General features: G+C 44.7%; 17 protein-coding genes. 8 read left to right on the top strand and 9 right to left on the bottom strand.

Annotated elements, in window-relative coordinates; genetic code table 11:
• Positions 1-131: 131 nt before the first annotated feature.
• Complete coding sequence (locus RH45_RS17025) at positions 132-881, bottom strand: 5-oxoprolinase subunit PxpA (RefSeq protein ID WP_277422223.1); 750 nt, start codon at positions 879-881, stop codon at positions 132-134.
• Between the two features lie 173 nt (positions 882-1,054).
• On the opposite strand from RH45_RS17025, the gene RH45_RS17020 reads away from it, so the two are divergent.
• The 4 genes from RH45_RS17020 (at position 1,055) to galE (ending at position 6,683) form a co-directional block, all read left to right on the top strand.
• Positions 1,055-3,127 carry a TonB-dependent receptor plug domain-containing protein gene (locus tag RH45_RS17020; protein WP_008079418.1) on the top strand — a complete coding sequence of 691 codons (2,073 nt, stop codon included), beginning with the start codon at positions 1,055-1,057 and terminating at the stop codon, positions 3,125-3,127.
• Positions 3,117-3,608 carry a YfiR family protein gene (locus RH45_RS17015; RefSeq protein WP_008079416.1) on the top strand — a complete coding sequence of 164 codons (492 nt, stop codon included), beginning with the start codon at positions 3,117-3,119 and terminating at the stop codon, positions 3,606-3,608. The genes RH45_RS17020 and RH45_RS17015 overlap by 11 nt, the downstream gene beginning before the upstream one ends.
• Positions 3,605-5,575, top strand: a complete 1,971-nt coding sequence (locus tag RH45_RS17010) for a sensor domain-containing diguanylate cyclase (RefSeq protein WP_008079413.1) — start codon at positions 3,605-3,607, stop codon at positions 5,573-5,575. Before RH45_RS17015 ends, RH45_RS17010 begins: the two co-directional genes overlap by 4 nt.
• A gap of 91 nt (positions 5,576-5,666) precedes the next feature.
• Positions 5,667-6,683: a UDP-glucose 4-epimerase GalE gene (galE, locus tag RH45_RS17005; protein ID WP_008079411.1), complete on the top strand. Its 1,017-nt coding sequence runs from the start codon at positions 5,667-5,669 to the stop codon at positions 6,681-6,683.
• A gap of 99 nt (positions 6,684-6,782) precedes the next feature.
• Here galE and RH45_RS23005 read toward each other — a convergent pair whose 3' ends face one another.
• The 6 genes from RH45_RS23005 to napF all read right to left on the bottom strand — a co-directional run bounded on the left by RH45_RS23005 (position 6,783) and on the right by napF (position 11,364).
• Positions 6,783-6,920: a TIGR02808 family protein gene (locus RH45_RS23005; protein ID WP_008079410.1), complete on the bottom strand. Its 138-nt coding sequence runs from the start codon at positions 6,918-6,920 to the stop codon at positions 6,783-6,785.
• 11 nt (positions 6,921-6,931) lie between these two features.
• Positions 6,932-7,510, bottom strand: a complete 579-nt coding sequence (locus tag RH45_RS17000; RefSeq protein WP_008079409.1) for a NapC/NirT family cytochrome c — start codon at positions 7,508-7,510, stop codon at positions 6,932-6,934.
• Between the two features lie 29 nt (positions 7,511-7,539).
• A complete protein-coding gene (locus RH45_RS16995; protein ID WP_008079408.1) occupies positions 7,540-7,995 on the bottom strand; it encodes a nitrate reductase cytochrome c-type subunit in 456 nt (151 codons plus the stop codon).
• Positions 7,996-8,066: 71 nt separating this feature from the next.
• Positions 8,067-10,556: a periplasmic nitrate reductase subunit alpha gene (napA, locus tag RH45_RS16990; RefSeq protein WP_008079407.1), complete on the bottom strand. Its 2,490-nt coding sequence runs from the start codon at positions 10,554-10,556 to the stop codon at positions 8,067-8,069.
• The gene (locus tag RH45_RS16985; RefSeq protein WP_008079406.1) at positions 10,553-10,867 is read right to left on the bottom strand and encodes a chaperone NapD; all 315 of its coding nucleotides are present in this window, start codon (positions 10,865-10,867) and stop codon (positions 10,553-10,555) included. The genes napA and RH45_RS16985 overlap by 4 nt, the downstream gene beginning before the upstream one ends.
• Before the next feature lie 14 nt (positions 10,868-10,881).
• Positions 10,882-11,364, bottom strand: a complete 483-nt coding sequence (gene napF / locus RH45_RS16980) for a ferredoxin-type protein NapF (protein ID WP_008079401.1) — start codon at positions 11,362-11,364, stop codon at positions 10,882-10,884.
• A gap of 243 nt (positions 11,365-11,607) precedes the next feature.
• Between napF and narQ the strand changes: the two genes are divergently transcribed.
• Positions 11,608-13,341 (top strand): nitrate/nitrite two-component system sensor histidine kinase NarQ, encoded by a 1,734-nt coding sequence (gene narQ / locus RH45_RS16975; RefSeq protein WP_008079399.1) that lies wholly within the window; start codon positions 11,608-11,610, stop codon positions 13,339-13,341.
• Positions 13,328-13,960, top strand: coding sequence for a response regulator (locus RH45_RS16970; RefSeq protein WP_008079398.1), 633 nt, complete (start codon positions 13,328-13,330; stop codon positions 13,958-13,960). Before narQ ends, RH45_RS16970 begins: the two co-directional genes overlap by 14 nt.
• Before the next feature lie 47 nt (positions 13,961-14,007).
• On the opposite strand, the gene RH45_RS16965 is transcribed toward RH45_RS16970, so the two are convergent.
• Together RH45_RS16965 and torT are read right to left on the bottom strand one after the other, a co-directional pair.
• Positions 14,008-14,463: a methylglyoxal synthase gene (locus RH45_RS16965; protein WP_008079397.1), complete on the bottom strand. Its 456-nt coding sequence runs from the start codon at positions 14,461-14,463 to the stop codon at positions 14,008-14,010.
• Positions 14,464-14,472: 9 nt separating this feature from the next.
• On the bottom strand, positions 14,473-15,483 hold the full coding sequence (gene torT, locus RH45_RS16960; RefSeq protein ID WP_008079396.1) for a TMAO reductase system periplasmic protein TorT: 1,011 nt from the start codon (positions 15,481-15,483) through the stop codon (positions 14,473-14,475).
• A gap of 80 nt (positions 15,484-15,563) precedes the next feature.
• Between torT and torS the strand changes: the two genes are divergently transcribed.
• Both torS and RH45_RS16950 read left to right on the top strand, forming a co-directional pair.
• Entirely contained in the window at positions 15,564-18,443 is a 2,880-nt protein-coding gene (torS, locus tag RH45_RS16955) for a TMAO reductase system sensor histidine kinase/response regulator TorS (RefSeq protein WP_008079395.1), read from the top strand.
• Positions 18,444-18,451: 8 nt separating this feature from the next.
• The gene (locus tag RH45_RS16950) at positions 18,452-18,973 is read left to right on the top strand and encodes a GNAT family N-acetyltransferase (RefSeq protein WP_008079394.1); all 522 of its coding nucleotides are present in this window, start codon (positions 18,452-18,454) and stop codon (positions 18,971-18,973) included.
• The last annotated feature ends 114 nt before the right edge of the window (positions 18,974-19,087 follow it).

The raw sequence follows: 19,087 nt of genomic DNA, 5'->3' as shown, positions 1-19,087 counted from the left end.
CCAAGCGCCGAGTTGATTGCGCAAATAAAGGCTGATTTCACCTATGATCCACGAGAGGTTAGCACTAGGTGGTGCTTCAAACTTTATAAGAACAGAGCACTCGGCAACAGGGTCAACGGTGGTTTCTATTTTCACTGGCCAATGTCTCCGTTAATCGAGGTACGAATCTTTTCTATCATTCTGACGGCGTCAAGGTTATCGCCATGGACACAGATGGTGTCGGCATCGATAGAAATAGTATAGCCATCGAGGGTTCTAACTTTTCCATAATGGGTAATTTGTCGGACTTGATCGAGGATCTCGTTTTCATCATGGATGACTGAGCCAGGTAAACTTCGGGGGGCGAGTTGCCCACTAGAGAGATAACGTCGATCGGCGAAGGCTTCAAAAAGCAATGGCACATCATAATTATCTGCGATGTCCAGCATCACTTGCTTGTCTTGAATTGCGAGTGTCATTAGTGGCACATTAAAGCAAGAGACGGCGTCGACCACGGCTTCAAAAATCAATGGATCCTTTTGCATGTCGTTGTACAGTGCCCCGTGCGGTTTTACGTAACGAATTTCTGTATTTTGACTTTCACACATGGCTTTTAATGCGCCAACTTGGTAAATCACTAAGTTGGTAATTTCGGCTTCTGAGCAAGGAATACTTCTGCGCCCGAACCCCTGTAAGTCTGGGTAGCTTGGGTGGGCACCTATCATTACATTATGTTGTATAGCGAGCTTGATGGTTTTACTCATAATGGTCGGGTCAGAGGCGTGAAAGCCACATGCAATGCTGGCTTGATCAATAAATGGCATTGCTTGTTCATCGCACCCCATTTGCCACTGACCAAAACTTTCACCCATATCACAGTTGAGCTTGACGGTATTTTTTATTCATCTAGATAAAATTCCAATTAGACTTAATGGATAAGATGTTTCAATTCACAATAACAAACAGTGATCAGTTTCATTATTTGATCAATAACTTAAGGAAAAAAGTGCCATGAAATATCAATCAATATTGATAAGTGAAATAATAGAGGCTGCTAATATAGCTAGGTAACGTAATGTTTCAGCACTCTATTGTATTTTCCTCTCTCTTGATAACAGGCTTTGTTGCATCGGCAAGTGACAATCTAGATGAGTTGATGTCAATGAGTCTAGAGCAATTGTCTATGCTCGATGTCTCGATGGAAACTGCGTCTAAATCTTCACAAAAACTGACTGAAATTCCAGCATCTGTCTATGTCCTTTCAAATGAAAGAATAATAAGGAGCGGTGTGAGAACCATTGCTGAGGCACTCTCTCTGGTTCCGGGTCTTTATGTATCTAAATGGAATGAAAATACTTACCATGTTTCAGCGCGTGGTTTCCATGATGGCCTGTATAACAAAATGCTGGTTATGGTCGACGGTAGAAGTGTTTATAGCCCTATCTACGGCGGCGTGTATTGGAGCACGCTAGATTACGTATTAGCCGATATTGACCGCATTGAAGTGCTTCGAGGCCCTAGTGGCGCTATATGGGGGGGCAATGCTGCCAATGGTGTCGTCAACATTATCACCAAGCCAAGCTCAGAAACGCTTGGGAGTTACATTAGCGGTACTGTGGGAAGATACTCTGCCTACGACTTGTCGATTCGACAAGGTGTTCGCTTTTCCGAATCGACATCTGGACGTGCGTTCTATAAGACAAAAAGTAATCCCATATTTTTAAGCAGTTCGAGCGATAATTGGCAGTGGCATAATGCTGGCATTCAAATCGATAACGCTGAGCAAAACTCGGCATGGCAATTGAGAGCTGGTGGCAGCAAAATGACCAGCCAATTAGAGTTGAATGACATTACTTTTGAGCCAAGCGATCCATACAATCAGCCCGTAAAATTGGCTCCAGTCAGTGGAGAGGTTGCCTCAACGAGTGTCTACGCGCAGTTTAACTACCAGTACGAAGAGTCACAGAGCCAAAAGCTTGAAGCTAGCCTATGGTTTGATCATGTGGAGGATGAATCTCCCGATGCGCCGGGTGAATACACTACCGTCGATTTAGAAGCGCATTACACCAAAAATTATACACCGCAGCATGAGGTTATCTTTGGTGGCGGCGCTCGCTATATCGGCCTTACTTTCCACGACCGCTGGCAAGACGTCGATCTCTACCAACTACCGAGTTATAGCCGAACTTACGATATTTCTAGTGCTAACGATTACATCGCTAATGCTTTTATTCAATCGACCTACGCGTGGACAACTAAATTAAGCAGTGTGGTTGGCATTAAAGGGGAATACTTCGAACAGAATTCTACGTTTGAGCTGTCACCGCAGGCTAGGTTGCTGTATTCGTTCAATGACGCTCACCAAGTCTGGGGAGGATTGGGTAGAGCAGTGATGTCGCCTTCTTATATGGATAGCAACTCTTATTATCAAGAAACGCGTTTGGAGTGGTTTAATGGGGTACCTTATGGTGCGACTAATCTGACATTGCCAAACGATGATTTGGACAATGAAACGGTTTGGACAGCTGAGTTAGGCTATCGTTTTAATTCGTCAGACAAGTTTGAGCTGGACGCGACCGTTTTCTATAGTGATTACGAAAACATTCGTGGTAACGACTGCTTTAATGATGTGGTGTATCCCGGTTTAGAACACGTTTGGTTCTGCTTTAATTCTGATGACTATAGCGCGAAAACGAAAGGGATAGAGTTGGCGTCGCACTATCAAGTTAATGAGCAATTGAGTGTTTACGCGACATACAGCTATCTCAGCGTTGATGCTAATTGGCAAGGAGGAACATATTCTAACGGCGATGATGAGCATTTCCTCTCACTCCCAAGTCAACACTTAGCGTCGTTGCAAACGTTGTGGAATATTAATGAAAACGTCCAATGGGATTTTGTTATTCATTACCTGGATAACGAATATACCGACGAAATGCTCGCAGCTTACGAATACCCAGTTGGAGCAAGTCTGGATGATGTGAAAGCCCATTTTACCTTTGATTCTCGCTTAGCATGGAGAAAGAACAGCAACGCGCCGCTGTTTGAACTCATTGCGCAGAAGATTCAATCAGGTAAATCCTATGACTCTTGGGCTTTATACCCGAACGAACAACTGGTTTACGTGAGGGTATCGCATGAGTTTTAAGTGGTATGTGCTATTTTTGCTGCTTCTCGTTGCTGTTCTACCAAGCCAAGCTTGGGCAAAATTTACTCCAGAGCAAGTGAAAGCGGTATACATTTATCGTATTGCCAGTTTTGTTTATTGGAATCATGAAGAACAAAAAACAACGATAAATATCTGTGCGCCAGACGATGAAAAGGTGAGAGCACTGTTGGTTAACATTACCAAAGATAAAGTCATTCGAAATAAACCTCTACACGTTACCGATGAACAATGTGATGTTCTTTACATCTCCAAAGTAGAGAATATTGATCTCATCCAATATGACCAAGCCAACACATTATCAATCAGTGATCTTCAGAGCTTCACCCAACAGGGCGGTGTGATTGAACTGGCGACCACAAGTGGTCGAATCAAACCTAAAGTTAACTTAGACAACATTGGCGAGTACACATTATCAGCGAACTTTTTGCGAGTGGCTGACATCGAAGGAGGCCGCCAATGAAGCTTCTAAATAGTTTGTCATTGAAAAGTAAGCTGATCCTGCCGATTGTCTTGTTTACTGGCATTATCTTCTTCGCGACTCAGGGGACAGCCTTTGTTTCTGCTTTTGAAACGCAAAAAGAGAACCTCATTAATCGCGTAACCGTTTTGGCTAAAGGGGTCGCATACAATTTACAAGCGGCCATTCTTTTCAACGATAGCTATAGCGCAACAGAAGTCCTTGATGCATTTTCTGCTGACGAAGAAGTGGTAAGAGTTAAACTTTACACTGCGAATGGTCAGCTGTTTGCCATGTATGAGCGGGAAGGAACAGCCGCTCCGGTGCCGACTGAGCGTGAGCGTGAGGAGATAAAGAACAACACTTTTGCTGTCGCGGATGAGTACATTTACCTGCTGGTTCCTGTAGAGATGGAAGGCGAAGTGATTGCCAAGCTTCGAGTCATTATCTCGAAACAATCCTTTCAAACTTTGTATCACACGGCACTCAGCAGCAGTTTTATATTCTTTGTGTTGCTCGTGGTTGCTGCGCTTGTTCTCTACATGACAGTAGACAAGTTTATCGTAGGGCCAGTTTACAACTTAAATATGGGTGTTCATGCGTTTATTAATCGAAAACGACGCGACATAACCACAGAGAACGCTGCCAACGATGAGATTGGTGATCTTGTGCGTGCGTTTAACACCATGCTTGATCGGCTAGGTCAGCGAGAACAGCAAGTGGCCTATACGCTAGATAAGTTGGAAGAAGAAAAGTCCTTTGCTAACGAAGTGGTAGAAACGGTTAAACACGCTCTCATTGTTGTGGATAATACGGGTGAAATTGTCCATTTCAATGGCGCCACTTGCGATGTATTCCGTTGTACCAGTGCTTTCATTAAAGGAGCCAATTTAGACGATCTGATTGAAACGGATGACGTCAACTTTGTTCACCAAGCGATTCATCAGGGCCAGGAGTTTACTGATCGCCAAGTTTGGATTCGAGATGTATTTAAGCAATATCAGTTGCTTCAAGTTAGCTCGACCAAGCTGAGTAAACGCGGTCAAATCTTGTTCGCCATTCAGGACATCACCGAAGTCGAGGCAGCGCAAAGCCGACAGCGCTTAGCAGCAGGTGTGTTTGAGAACAGCCAAGACGGCTTAATGGTGACGAATCAAGATGATGTGATCACCATGGTCAACCCATCGGTAAGTCGTCTACTGGGTTACAGCCAAGAAGCGTTGTTAGGTAAAACTCCAGAAGAAACGTTCGAATGGCAGCAGTTTCGCTCATTGATGCCAACCATCAAAGACTCAGTGCATCAGTTTGGCCAATGGCAAGGTGAAATATGGGAGAAACACTTGTTCGGCCATATGGTGCCGATGTTTGTCAAAGTGTCAAAAATCAATGTCAAAGACGATGAGGCGCGCTGCGACTTTGTTTATATCTTATCTGATCTATCGAGCGTAAAAGAGATGGAAAGGCTTGAATACTTGGCCCACCATGACTCATTAACAGGGCTTGCCAATAGGGCGCACCTGTATCGTGTTCTCGATGAATGTTTGAAAGATGAACGCGAAGTAAAAAATGGTCTTGCTCTTCTTTATTTGGACTTGGATGGGTTCAAGTTAGTGAATGATACCTACGGGCATGATGCCGGTGATGAAGTGCTTAAACAGGTGTCAGAACGCCTGCTGTCTCAAGTAAGAAGCCAAGATTTGGTTGCAAGGTTATCTGGTGATGAGTTTGTGGTACTGCTGACATCGACAGATAAAGCAAGTATTTCTATTTTGGCAGACAGGTTAATTGGGCTGATACAGCAAGACATTGTTTATCGAGGTCGGATACTGAATGTCGGGGCGAGTATTGGCGTTCATTACATTGAGCAAAGAAATGTGTCCATGGATCAATTACTAAGAGCTGCAGACACCGCAATGTACAAGGCAAAAAGCTTAGGCAAAGGGCAATTTGTCCTTAGCGAAAACAAATAATAAGCGGGCACAAAGCTTGTCTCAAATTCAAGATATATTTTTTGGCTTGAGTTGGTTACCATTCAGGTCTAATCATAAAAAAGGTAGTACTATGAACGTCTTGGTTACAGGTGGTATGGGCTATATTGGCAGCCACACCACGATTCAGATGATCAACGCAGGGATGACGCCTGTTCTTTTCGATAACCTATACAACAGCAAGCAAACCGTACTTGAGCGTATTGAGAAAGTCTCAGGTGTAAAGCCTACCTTTATTGAAGGGGATATCCGAGATAAAGACTTACTTGTTGAAACTCTTAAAGCACATGATATTAAAGCCGTAATCCACTTTGCTGGTTTAAAAGCGGTAGGTGAATCTGTAGAGAAACCACTGGAATACTACGATAACAACGTAAATGGTAGCCTGGTTCTGGTTGACGCGATGCGAGAAGCGGATGTTAAAACATTAGTGTTCTCTTCGTCAGCAACAGTCTATGGCGATCCTGCTTCAGTGCCTATTACAGAAGACTTCCCAACAAGTGCAACTAACCCATACGGCAGAAGCAAGCTAATGGTGGAAGAGTGCTTAACGGATTTCCAAAAAGCGAACCCAGATTGGAGCATTACATTGCTGCGTTACTTTAACCCGGTGGGTTCACATCCAACAGGTGAACTCGGTGAAGACCCGCAAGGTATTCCAAATAACTTGATGCCGTTTGTTTCTCAAGTTGCGGTAGGACGCCGTGAGTTCTTATCTGTGTTTGGTAATGATTATCCAACACCAGATGGTACTGGGGTACGTGACTACATCCACGTTATGGACCTATCCGATGGCCACATTGCGGCTTTGCAAAAAGTAGGTGACAAATCAGGCCTGCATATCTACAACCTTGGAACCGGTAATGGTTCAAGTGTTCTAGAGATGGTTAAAGCGTTTGAGCAAGCATCGGGCAAAAACGTCCCTTACAAGATTGTTGAGCGTCGCCCTGGCGATATCGCAGAATGTTGGGCTGATCCTGCTAAGGCAATGAATGAGCTTAATTGGAAAGCAACTCGCTCTTTAGAAGAGATGACTTCAGATACTTGGCGCTGGCAGTCGAATAACCCGCAAGGTTACCCTGAAGAATAATTCAAGGTACTAGAAACGAGAAAGCCACCGCAATTGCGGTGGCTTTTTTACGCATGATACAAAATAGGCAAAAATTGTCTCAGCGTTAGGAAGTCTTTGTTAGTCGACTTCCTTATCTTTGCCAAGTGATAGTACCCAAATAGAGATTGCAGCAACTACCGCGAAGCCAGATAAAATGATGAATGGCATGGCTCCATAGCCGAGGACGTGCCAGATAACGGATTCTAAAGTACTCATTGTCTGTCTCCTTACTGCCAGCCTTCAACGCCGTGCATGTCTGGTAATTTATGTGCGATGCCTTTATGACAATCTACACACGTTTTATCACCATTTGCTAGGGCAGTTGAGTGTTGTTTCACACTACGATCACCTTGCTCTGAAAAGTCCATGTATTCGAACTCGTGACAGTTACGACATTCCAATGAGTCGTTCTTTTTCAGACGAGCCCATTCACGCTCGGCTAAGTGTGCGCGTCGTTGTTGGAACTTCTCAGGTGTATCAATCGTTTTCGTTACAAAGTGGGCGAATAGCTCTTTTGATGCTTGAACCTTGCGAACAATCTTGTCTGTCCACTCGTGAGGTACGTGACAATCAGAACAGATAGCACGAACGCCTGAGCGGTTAGAGTAGTGAATAGTCTCTTGGATTTCAGCAACGATAGGCGCGTGACAACCAGAACAGAACTCTTCTGTGTTCGTTGCCTCCATACCCGTGTTAAATGCGCCCCAGAATAGAAGACCACCAGCGAAACCCATGAATAAAACCACACCAACGGCAGCTTTACTTGGGCTCGTTAGCCTCTTCCAAAACGCTTTTAGTATTTTCATATGCAGCCTCTTAATTACTCATGAACCGCTTACTTAAGCGAGTCTACGCTCTTAAAATCGTTCTCAATCAAAGGCTGAGCATTCGCTTGAGGAACGTGACATTGTAGACAGAAGTAACGACGAGGAGACATATCTGCCAAAACGGCGTCTTCGCGGTTAACATAGTGCGTTACGCTAATCTTTGTTGCGCCCATCTCTTTCGCATTTTTCCAGCTGTGACACGCCAGACATTTGTTCGCATTCAGTGATACTTCATAGTTACGGATGCTATGAGGAATCAGAGGTGGCTGATAAACAAAGCTACTTTCAAGTACTTGTTCTTTTGGGTATTTCTTAAAATCGTCAGCAGGGCGAGTTGATTCGAGTTCACTTGCTCCACGAAGTGATTCTAGACCGCCAATACCGCCGGGGTTTTCAAGTTCTGCTACAGCTACACCGCTAACCAGCGCGCCTACAGATAACAGCGCAATCAGAAATTTTTTCATTATTTTTTCTCCGCCTAATGGCTAAATTCTTAGATATGGCTGCCCTTTACTAGGCAGCCAAGCTCTTTTAATTAAGCGATCTTGGTGATCTTAACTGGACACTTCTTGAAGTCTGTTTGTTTAGACAGCGGGTCAGTAGCATCTAAGATCAGCTTGTTGATCAAGATTCGAGCATCAAAGAATGGTACGAATACCAAGCCTTCAGGTGGACGGTTACGGCCGCGGGTTTCAACACGAACACGTACTTCACCGCGTTTGTTTGTGATCAGAACTTCTTCACCACGGCGTACTCCGCGTTTTTTAGCGTCAGCAGGGTGCATGTAGACCACTGCGTCCGGTACCGCTTTGTATAGCTCAGGAACTCGGCGAGTCATAGTACCTGTATGCCAGTGTTCAAGGACACGGCCAGTACATAACCACATGTCGTACTCTGAATCAGGTGCTTCCGGTGGCGCTTCATAAGGTGCTGAGATAATAAGCGCTTTACCATCTGGCTTACCGTAGAAGTCCCAACCAGAACCCGCTTTCGCATATGGATCTGAGCCTTCTTTGTAGCGCCAAAGCGTCTCTTTACCATCAACAACAGGCCAGCGAAGACCACGAACTTGGTGGTAAACGTCGTATGGTGCCAAGTCGTGACCGTGGCCGCGACCGAACTCTGCATATTCTTCGAATAGACCTTTCTGAACGTAGTAGCCAAAGTGGTGAGCATCGTCGTTTAACTCACGTGCTTCTTCGATAGGGTATTTGTTGATTACACCGTTTGCGAATAACATGTCATACATGGTTTTACCACGGTACTGAGGTGCCGCAGCTAGTTGCTCTTCTGTCCACACTTCTTCCATCTTGAAGCGCTTTGAGAACTCCATCACTTGCCATAAATCAGATTTCGCTTCGCCCACAGTACCTACTTGCTGGTACCATGCTTGAGTACGACGCTCAGCGTTACCGTAAGCACCTTCTTTTTCGATCCACATTGCTGTAGGAAGCACTAAGTCTGCAGCTTGCGCCGTTGCTGTAGGGTACGGGTCAGAACAAACGATAAAGTTTTCTGGGTTACGGTAACCTGGCAAACGCTCGCCATTGATGTTTGGACCCGCTTGCATGTTGTTGTTACACATTACCCAGTAAGCGTTTAGCTTACCGTCTTTAAGCATACGGTCTTGAAGTACTGCGTGGTAGCCCGGTTTAGGTGGAATAACACCGTCTGGGATATTCCAAATACCTTCAGCGATCTTACGGTGTTTAGGATTCGCGACGACCATATCCGCAGGTAAGCGGTGAGCAAAGGTACCCACTTCACGAGCAGTACCACATGCTGAAGGCTGACCCGTTAACGAGAATGGGCTGTTACCCGGTGTCGCGATTTTACCTGTTAGAAGGTGAATGTTGTAGATTAAGCTATTCATCCACACGCCACGAGTATGTTGGTTCATACCCATAGTCCAAAGAGACATAACTTTAGTATTTGGATCGGCATACTGCTTAGCAAGTTCGACCAGTTTCTCTTTAGATACCCCTGACATTTCAGATGCTTTTTCTAGTGTGTATGGTGCGACTGACTTTTTGTACTCTTCAAAAGAGATCGAAGACATTTTACCTGAGTTCGGGTTCGCCGCTGCTTTTTGCAGTGGGTCATCGTCACGCAGACCGTAGCCAATGTCGGTCGCTGTTTGTTTGAAGTTGGTGTGCTTGTTAACGAAGTCCCAGTTAACCGCATCATTCTCGATGATGTAATTCGCAATGAAGTTAGCGATTGCCAAGTCGGTTTGCGGTTCGAAAATGTAGCCTTTGTCAGCCAATTCAAAAGAGCGGTGGTAGTAGGTCGAAAGAACGTTGACCTTAACATGGGGATGGCTTAAACGTCGGTCAGTAATACGAGTCCATAGTACTGGGTGCATTTCTGCCATGTTAGAGCCCCAAAGTACGAATGAATCCGCATTTTCGAAGTCATCATAACAACCCATCGGCTCATCGATACCAAACGTACGCATGAAAGCACCTACCGCAGATGCCATACAGTGACGTGCGTTCGGGTCAATGTTGTTAGAGCGGAAGCCTGCTTTCATCATTTTAGCGGCAGCGTAACCTTCCATGACAGTCCATTGGCCCGAGCCAAACATGCCAACACCAGAAGGGCCTTGTTTTTTAAGCGCTTCTTTCCACTTGTCAGCCATTGTGTCAAAAGCAACATCCCAAGAAACTGGCGTGAATTCGCCGTCTTTGTCGTACTTACCATCTTTCATACGAAGAAGAGGTTGCGTCAGGCGATCCTGACCGTACATGATTTTAGAGAGGAAGTAGCCTTTGATACAGTTCAGGCCTTTGTTTACTGGTGCTTCAGGGTCACCTTGTGTCGCAACAACTTTGCCGTTTTGCGTACCTACAAGAACTGAACAACCAGTACCACAGAAACGACAAGGGGCTTTGTCCCACGTTATTTTAGTTTGGTCTGAGCTAGCGATCAGATTGGTCGCAGACGCTGGTAGAGTGATACCTGCGACTGCTGCTGCTGATGCTGCCGCGTTTGCTTTCACAAACGCTCGTCTTGTCATCTTCATACTTCACCCTCGGTTTGGGAATATTGAGTTCCAATGTTGTTTTTGTTTGATTCATCGTCGTCAAGTCCAGTTTCGATCTGGTGGTAAACCAGCGCTGTACTTAAGACGTTAGGTAGGTTGTTAATCGTCTCGATAGTGTCGGTGATAAATCCTTGGTTTTCCGTTTCCAAAACCACTACGATTTTACCTTCAGGGCTATCACCATAGATTTCCGCATTATCGTAGCTCTCAATTTGCGCTTTGATCTCGGAGAGATGCTCGGGCGCGCAGTGGACTACTAAACTGGAAATATGCACTTCGTTTAGTGACATAGATTGTTTCCGTTTTAAACTAAATTGCTCACATTGATTGATGAAGTAGGGCATACTGAAACGCACGCTCCACAACCGTTACATTCATCAAGTTCTATATTCGGTTGTGCGACTTTGCCAATTTCTAACTTAAACTTTATCGCCATGGTTTCGCACATATCCCCACAGCTTCGGCATTCGACATTTTGTTGGGCTAAACACTGGTTATTGATAGCGGCTTTTGCATTCCAAGGTTGTTCACTTTGGGCTAAGAAAATAGGTTCAGGGCATACCTCTGCGCACTGATAGCAGAACGTGCATTCGTCAACTGAGAAATCGACAGTAGGGAAACCACCGTCACCTTTAATAATTATATTTGTTTCACAATTGTCTGCGCACTTACCACATCTTGAGCATAATTCTGTAAACTCAGACGCACTTTTTATCCAAGGAAGTCTGACGTTGGTTTCGTCGACTTGTTTGCGAGAAAAAAAACTGCGTTTGGATAGGTCTACCACTACATCACCTATAGCTATTGCCACTTGAACTAAGCATAGTTCACATTTGCTATTAATAAACTGTCATTAAAGCTCACACAAATTGTAGTTTTTGACATATTCGTATAAATACCCCTAATGGGTTAATTGCTGGGGGTTCTTGTTTTAGATCAATAAATTCCGAGGGGTTTGATCACATATTGTGCTCGTCAAGCCAGCTAAAATGTAAATAAGACGGTAGTTCATTCGTTATATGGTGAGTAAGTGTTTAAAAGTGTGAAGAATTCGGTCACGAAAACGGTCGCAAAGGCAATGGGTTTGATTCTGGCTTTATCGGTTGCGACAACCAGCTTCGCCATCATTACTTTGGCATCAAGCTTAAATGATGCGGAAGCGGTTAACGTGTCGGGATCGATGCGAATGCAGAGTTATCGACTCGCTCACGATATCCAAACACGTTCGGTTGATTACAGTGCGCATATCGAAATGTTTGAGCGCTCCATTTATTCACCCTCGATGAAAGCGTTGCAGGGATGGACAGTACCTAGCGACATTACTCATGATTACTACCGTTTGATTGTTCGTTGGCACGAATTGAAAATGGTACTAAAGAGCCAAGACCGAGACAGGTATTTGGTTCTAGTTGCAGGTTTCGTTAACCAAATCGATGCATTCGTGCTTAAGCTGCAAAATTTTTCCGAACAAAAGCTGATTAAGTTGGCTTGGGTAGGTGGGTTAGGTTTAGGTGGTATTCTTATCGTCGGAATCTTTGTTGTTCATTATATTCGTAAGCAAATTGTTCGTCCGCTCAATGCCTTAGTACAAGCAAGCGAACAAATCCAATCTCGCTCTTTTAACGTCGAATTAAACGTTAATAGTGATAATGAAATGGGCATACTCACGCGTACGTTCAATAACATGGCCGCGGATCTCGGGAAGTTGTATCGTGGCCTAGAAAAAGCGGTCAATGAGAAAACCCAAAAGCTGCAGCATGCGAATAACTCCCTAAAGGTGCTGTATAAATCTTCTCAGGAGCTTACTGATTCTCGTATAGGACAGGATAATTTTGAAGCAATCTTGGCTCACCTGGTGAGTCTTGAAGGAATCAGTGCGGCAAAACTCGAAATCACGGCTGAAGGTGAAAGACCTTTGGTGCTTACAGAAGGTGCGGAATGTTCTGGGTGTGACAACAATTGCCAAAGCAAACCGTTGTCACTTGATGGTGTGGAGTTGGGCACCTTGTATTGGAAAGTCTCATTGCCATGTCCCGATCAGGCGCTAATAGACAACTTCGTACAGATCCTTTCTCGGGCGGTTTACTACAACCAAGCTCAAAGACAAGCAGAGCAACTGCTTTTGATGGAAGAGCGAGCGACAATTGCTCGTGAACTGCATGATTCACTGGCTCAATCTTTGTCGTACTTAAAGATCCAAGTCTCGTTGTTAAAAAGAGGAATTGCCCGTTTACCAGAAAGTTCTCAGCTTGAAAAAACGACTCCGATTTTGGCCGAGTTGGACACAGGCCTTTCATCTGCCTATACGCAGCTTAGAGAACTACTCACGACATTCCGGCTTACAATCAAAGAGGGTAACTTCGGCAATGCCCTCACGGAAATGACAGAGCAGCTTTCAGAGCAAACGACAGCGGAAATACAGCTTAGCAATGATCTTTCATCCATTGAGCTTGATGCCAATCAGCAAGTGCATCTGCTGCAATTGATACGCGAAGCAACGATTAATGCCATTAAACACGCAAATGCAAAACATATTTGCATTCAATGTCATGAAACCGATACTCAAATAGTGGTATCTGTAACGGATGATGGTGTAGGCTTTGATCAAAGTGTTGAAAAACTTAATCACTACGGCATGAGTATCATGCAAGAGCGTGCGTCAAGATTGAATGGCTCGCTGGTGGTGAAGAGCAAGTCCAACCAAGGTTGTGAAGTGCTTTTAGAATATCCAAAAATTAAGGAAGCGAACATTGACCGAATGTAGAGTATTACTAGTGGATGATCATCCACTGATGAGGCGCGGTATCCACCAATTACTCAGCTTCGAAGACGAATTCGAGGTTGTCGCCGAAGCCAGCAATGGTGCGGATGCGGTTGCTAAAGCTCACGAACACAAACCTGATCTTGTATTGCTCGATCTGAACATGAAAGGGATGTCGGGATTAGATACGCTAAATGCTTTACGTGCCGATGACTGCGATGCAGCGATTGTTATCCTAACCGTTTCAGATAGCCCTGCTGATATTGAAGCAATAGTTAAAGCTGGCGCAGACGGTTACTTACTAAAGGATACTGAGCCAGATGAACTGGTCGATTTATTGAAATTGTCGTTACGCGGTAACAAAGCGTACAGCCAAGAAGTAGCTAAGTATTTGGCAGATAGAGAAAATAGTTCTGATGTGTTTGATGAGTTAACTGACCGAGAGATGCAGATTTTGCGCGAAGTCGCGAAAGGGGATCGCAATAAACAGATTGCCGATACGTTGTTTATCTCTGAATCTACGGTAAAAGTTCATATGAAGAGTTTGCTCAAGAAGCTGCAAGTTCCTTCGCGTACCGCTGCTACTGTGTTGTACCTAGAACGTTACGGTGAGATAAAGTAACTCGACATTTCAAATAAAAAGCCCAGTCACTAAACTGGGCTTTTTACTTATGTTCGTTTGGCTAAATAGGCTTCGTAATCTGGAACCTCGATATCGAGCTCTTTCTCAATGAGCTCTGAATCAAATAGGAACTTAGCCGTCGCACGATTCGTTGCTACTGGGATATTCCATACACTTGCGATACGCAGAAGTGCTTTGACATCCGGGTCATGGGGTACTGCGTTAAGTGGGTCCCAAAAGAACACTAATACATCAATCTTTCCCTCGGAAATCAGCGCGCCAAGTTGTTGGTCTCCGCCCATGGGGCCGCTAATCATCGATTTAATGGCTAGGCCAGTTTCCTTGCTTAGCATGTTTCCCGTAGTACCCGTTGCATACAAGAAGTGGCGTTGAAGCTTCTCTTTATTTTCCTTCACCCAGCGTAAAAGCTCGGGTTTGCAGTTGTCGTGCGCAACTAACGCAACGTGTTTATGTGCAGGGATAGTACGTGTTGTTTTTTCCATTCAGACTTCCTAGTTTTTGTCGTTATATACGTAAAATGTTGGTCTATATTCTGATGGTGATAGCGATTGAGCGATCACCTTACGGTTTAGTTTTTCTGGTGTCAGCGGTTCAATGATGGGCGCTTCGACACGATTGTAGGGTTGGTCAGTTAAATACTTCACAGCTTGTTGAATAGATAGACGACCTTGTTCAACCATCTTGTCTGTCGGGGCGAACTCCACGCGATTGCGTAGCAAACCTCGATATACTCCGTGACTGAGGTAAGTGGAGACCAATCCAATACTTTGGGTTTTCCCCACGGCTCGCAATTCGCTGATGGCTGCCTCAATCGCGACAGCACTCCCGACAATATAATCTAGATCTTCGTGATCAATCGCTTTTTGCACTAGGTTGCGCTGAAGCTCTTTATCATTATCTGCCCAAAGTGTCTCAACAATATGAATGTCGCTATCTTTAATTGCAGAGTAAAAGCCTTTAAGGACCGGTTTCGTCCCACCACTAGAGCGAGGCCCTGGCAACAGAGCTATATTCGCCTTTCCTGAACCTGTTGGGTGCTTCTCTTTAAGATATTGACCCGTGTAATAGCCCATCCAGTACCAATCAACACCGACTTCACCTTTTAGCACGCTAAGATTCTGTTCGTCGAGCAGTAGTTTGTTTACAGTGGCAAAAATGGGCGTTTTCCCAATAAATTGGGTGATCGAGCTGTAGTACAAATCTGGTGCGACAGTACCCAATATGATGGCATCGGCGTTCCAACGAGTACAAAGTTGTAGGTGCTCTTTCTGTTTTTCAAGGTTTAGATACCCACCTGCCTCAAGAACTCTTAGGTCTACGTTGAACTTGCTCGCCTCATCAACCATGCCGTAATTAACCGATAACCAATAAGAGTCTTTTAAGTGGGGGTAAATGGCACAAATACGTAATGGTTCGTTCGCAAATGCATGCGTGCTGTACAGAGATAGCGAAAGAGGGACAAGAGCCGAAGCCAGCTTTGCTACTAGTGAGATCAAAGACATGATGTATTTCATTGGTAAAGGCGCATCAAACACTGCAAAATATGGCTTATTCTACCAGACATAAGAAGTGATGTGTTTCGATGTTATTAGCAAAAGCCAGTATCGGACGTAAGTTATTGTTTGCGTTCTTAGCAATGGCACTACTGGTACTGTTATCTGCTTTAATTGGTGTATTTGGTTTCAGCTCGGTAGCCAAAACAGAGCGAAACGTTGTTAATAGCGCAATACCTTCAATGATCGAAGCACGCCAAGTCTCGGAGCTAAGTTCGCGAATTATCTCTTCCGTTCAAGCGCTTTCTAACGCAAAGACAGAGAAGCAACGTCAGCGCTCAGGCAAAGAACTCTTTGCTCAGCTTGAAAGTTTACTCACACATATCAAGCAGCTCGGCTCAGATTCTTTCGATTCAAAACTACTTAGCAAGCTCGAATCTGATGTACAGCACGTTATCAATACGCTCGCTCAACTTGGTATTGTGGTTGAAAAACGCTTGTTTTTGGCCGATGACTTACTCGTGCGTACTGAAGAGCTGCGTCAACTAGCAACAGAATTGGAGCAGTTAACCAGGACGCAAGTATCAAACACGTCGACCATCGCGGTTGCTAACGTGACTCACATCTATGACTTACTTAAAGAAAACAAAATTGACACGGCTTACAAAGCACTCGACACCTTAGTGGAAGTCGATCTTGATCTTGCCGAGCGCCTGCATGAACTTCACCTGCTAGCTTTTAAGATGCTCAACCATATCGAAGAGGCTCGCACCATTTCTGATGTTGATCGTATTCGTACTATTCGTCAGGAGTTCACCCATAATCTGGATATTATGAAACGCCGTGTTAAGGCCGTGGAAGACCCAACCCGCTCTGCTCAGATGTCAGAACTTTTGATCAAGCTAGAGCAAAGAGATGTGGTTTTCGATGTATTGTTGCAGCGCTACGACAATGAACAATCCGCTCAACAACTGTTACAAGATACCCTAGATCGATTCTCTGACTTAAATACGACAGTGAGCAAGTTAGTCGATGACTCGAACATCGCAACCACTCGTGCGGTCGATAAGTTAAAAACAACCTTAGACTATGCTCAGTTGACGCTAACAATCATCACAGTTTTAGGCATGGTTATCGTTGTAATGATCGTTTGGCGCGTCGTATATGTTCAAGTATTAAAGCGCCTAGCGGAGTATTCTGCGGCGTTGGCGTCCATTGCTCAAGGCCAGTTGAAAGTAGACATCACCGTAAAAGGGAACGACGAGCTTGCACATATGGGGCAAGCAATCATCACCGCCAGAAATACTGCTCAGGCGTTGAAAGTCGTCGCTGAAAGTGAAGTAAAAGCGAAAAAGGAACTGGAAGAACACAAGGAGCATTTGGAAGAGCTGGTAACAGAACGAACTCATCAGCTTCAACAAGCGAATGAACGTTTAAATGAAGAAGTTGAAAATCATGCTCACGCCCGTCAACTAGCAGAGCAAGCCAGTCGCGCTAAGTCTGCGTTTCTCGCCACCATGAGTCATGAAATTCGTACACCGATGAATGGTGTATTGGGTACAGCAAGGTTGCTTCAGGACGAAGGCCTTAATAAGCAGCAAGCGTATTATGTTGATGTCATTAACCGAAGTGGCAGTACCTTGCTCGCTATCCTTAATGATGTGCTCGATTACTCGAAAATTGAAGCGGGGCATCTGGAGATACGTCCAGTTGACTTTGATCTGCGTGCCATGGTGGAAGATGTCGAGCAACTGCTGCATGGCAGAGCGACAGAGAAACATCTACAACTAAGTTGCTTGGTTGAATCTGAGCTGGGCCGTTATTGGCGCGGCGATATGACCCGTATTAGCCAAGTGCTAAATAACTTAGTCGGTAATGCGATTAAGTTTACCGATCACGGTCATGTTGATATCTATGTAGCGGAAGACCCAGAGCAGCCTGGAAGAGTCCTGTTTGAGGTGTCCGATTCTGGAATTGGTATTTCGCCTTCAGAACAACAAAACTTGTTCGATGCCTTCACTCAAGCGAGTGGCGGTTTAAGCTCAAAAGGTGGTACAGGACTTGGACTGGCGATCAGCAAAAAAATCGTTGAGGCAATGGGTGGCGAATTGAGCTTGGAATCCTCGGCTGGTCAGGGAAGTCGTTTCTGGTTTTCCATTCCTCTTGCGCAAGGCAATGAGGTTGAAGTCAATGAGGCTGTAATCAACTGCCGACTAAAAGCGAAAGTACTCTTGGTGGAGGACAATCCGGTCAACAAATTGGTTGCGGAAGGGTTCTTACACAGTTTAGGGCATCAAGTGGATACGGGTGCTAACGGAAAACAGGCGCTCGAGCTTTATCAAGAAAATGACTATGACCTCGCCTTGTTAGACATTAACTTGCCTGATTGCAACGGTGTAGAACTGATGGAACAGTTGAAAGCGCTAGAAAAAGAGAGTGACTCAATCCCTATGGTTGCGGTTTCTGCACATGTATTTAATGAAGAGGTCGAAAGCTACTTGGCTGCCGGTTTTGATGGCTATCTACCGAAACCTCTTGATAAAGATGAGCTGTGTAAGCTGATACAGAGTATTTTAGAAGGCAAACCACTGCTATTAGAGCAAAATTGCAACGAAGAGAGAGCAGAAGTGAATACGAGAGAAATCATAGATACTCGCATCATTAAGTCCGACTTGGCCATTCTGGGCGCAGATAAGATGAGGGAAATTGTTGGTCTGTTTGAGCTTGGTTGTAATGAGCTGCTTGAGGGCCTTGCAGAGTGTGTAACATCAGATGACAAACAACACGCTAAACAGTTGGCGCATAAGTTAAAAGGGTCCGCTGGGAGTTTAGGTCTATTAGCATTATTTGATCTCTGTTTAGCGATAGAAAAGGACAGTGAGCCTGTAACTTGTTATCTTGAAAACAGAAGCGAATTGACGGATCTCATTGCGCGCTCGCAAAAAGCACTACTGGAATCACTAGAATAAGGAAACCTATGACTTTTATCGAATCTTCGAACCTTGTAATGCGTTCAATGAAGGAATCAGATTGGCCGTTGTTTCAACGTTTACATCAAGACGAAGACGTCATCAGGTATGCCTTTAATCAACCCAGTACCGAGCAGATTCGAGCGCGTTTTGAAAGCCGTTTACCAAAATGGAATTGGGAAAGCGGTCATTGGTTGTGTTTAGTGATTGAGGATAAACAATCAAATGCTGCGATTGGTATTACAGGGTTATGCCGCTCGGAAAGTCAGCCTAGTCATGTGGAAGTGGGGTATCTGTTGCTGCCGGAGTTTCATGGCAAAGGATATGGCACTGAATCCTTGCTGGCGTTGGTCCAGCATACCAAAAACAGCTTTCCGGTTGAGGCATTCAATGCAATCGTGACTGACGGAAACATTGCTTCATGCAAAGTGTTAGAAAAAGTGGGGTTTGTGCTGCGTGAACGAGAACCAAACGCCTATCAAATAGGCGGAGTGTCGTACGATGATTTACTTTATAGCTATGATACCTAGTGTTAACCGTTGTAGGCACTCAACGCAGATAGTGTAAACAATACTTGCGCTGTGTAGTAGGTCACCATGATTACTTGTCGTGAAAATGCTGAGCTGCTTCGAAATCTGTCTATC

Source organism: Vibrio sinaloensis DSM 21326 (assembly GCF_000189275.1).
GTDB classification, from domain to species: Bacteria; Pseudomonadota; Gammaproteobacteria; order Enterobacterales; family Vibrionaceae; genus Vibrio; species Vibrio sinaloensis.
This window is presented reverse-complemented; position numbering and strand designations above follow the sequence as displayed.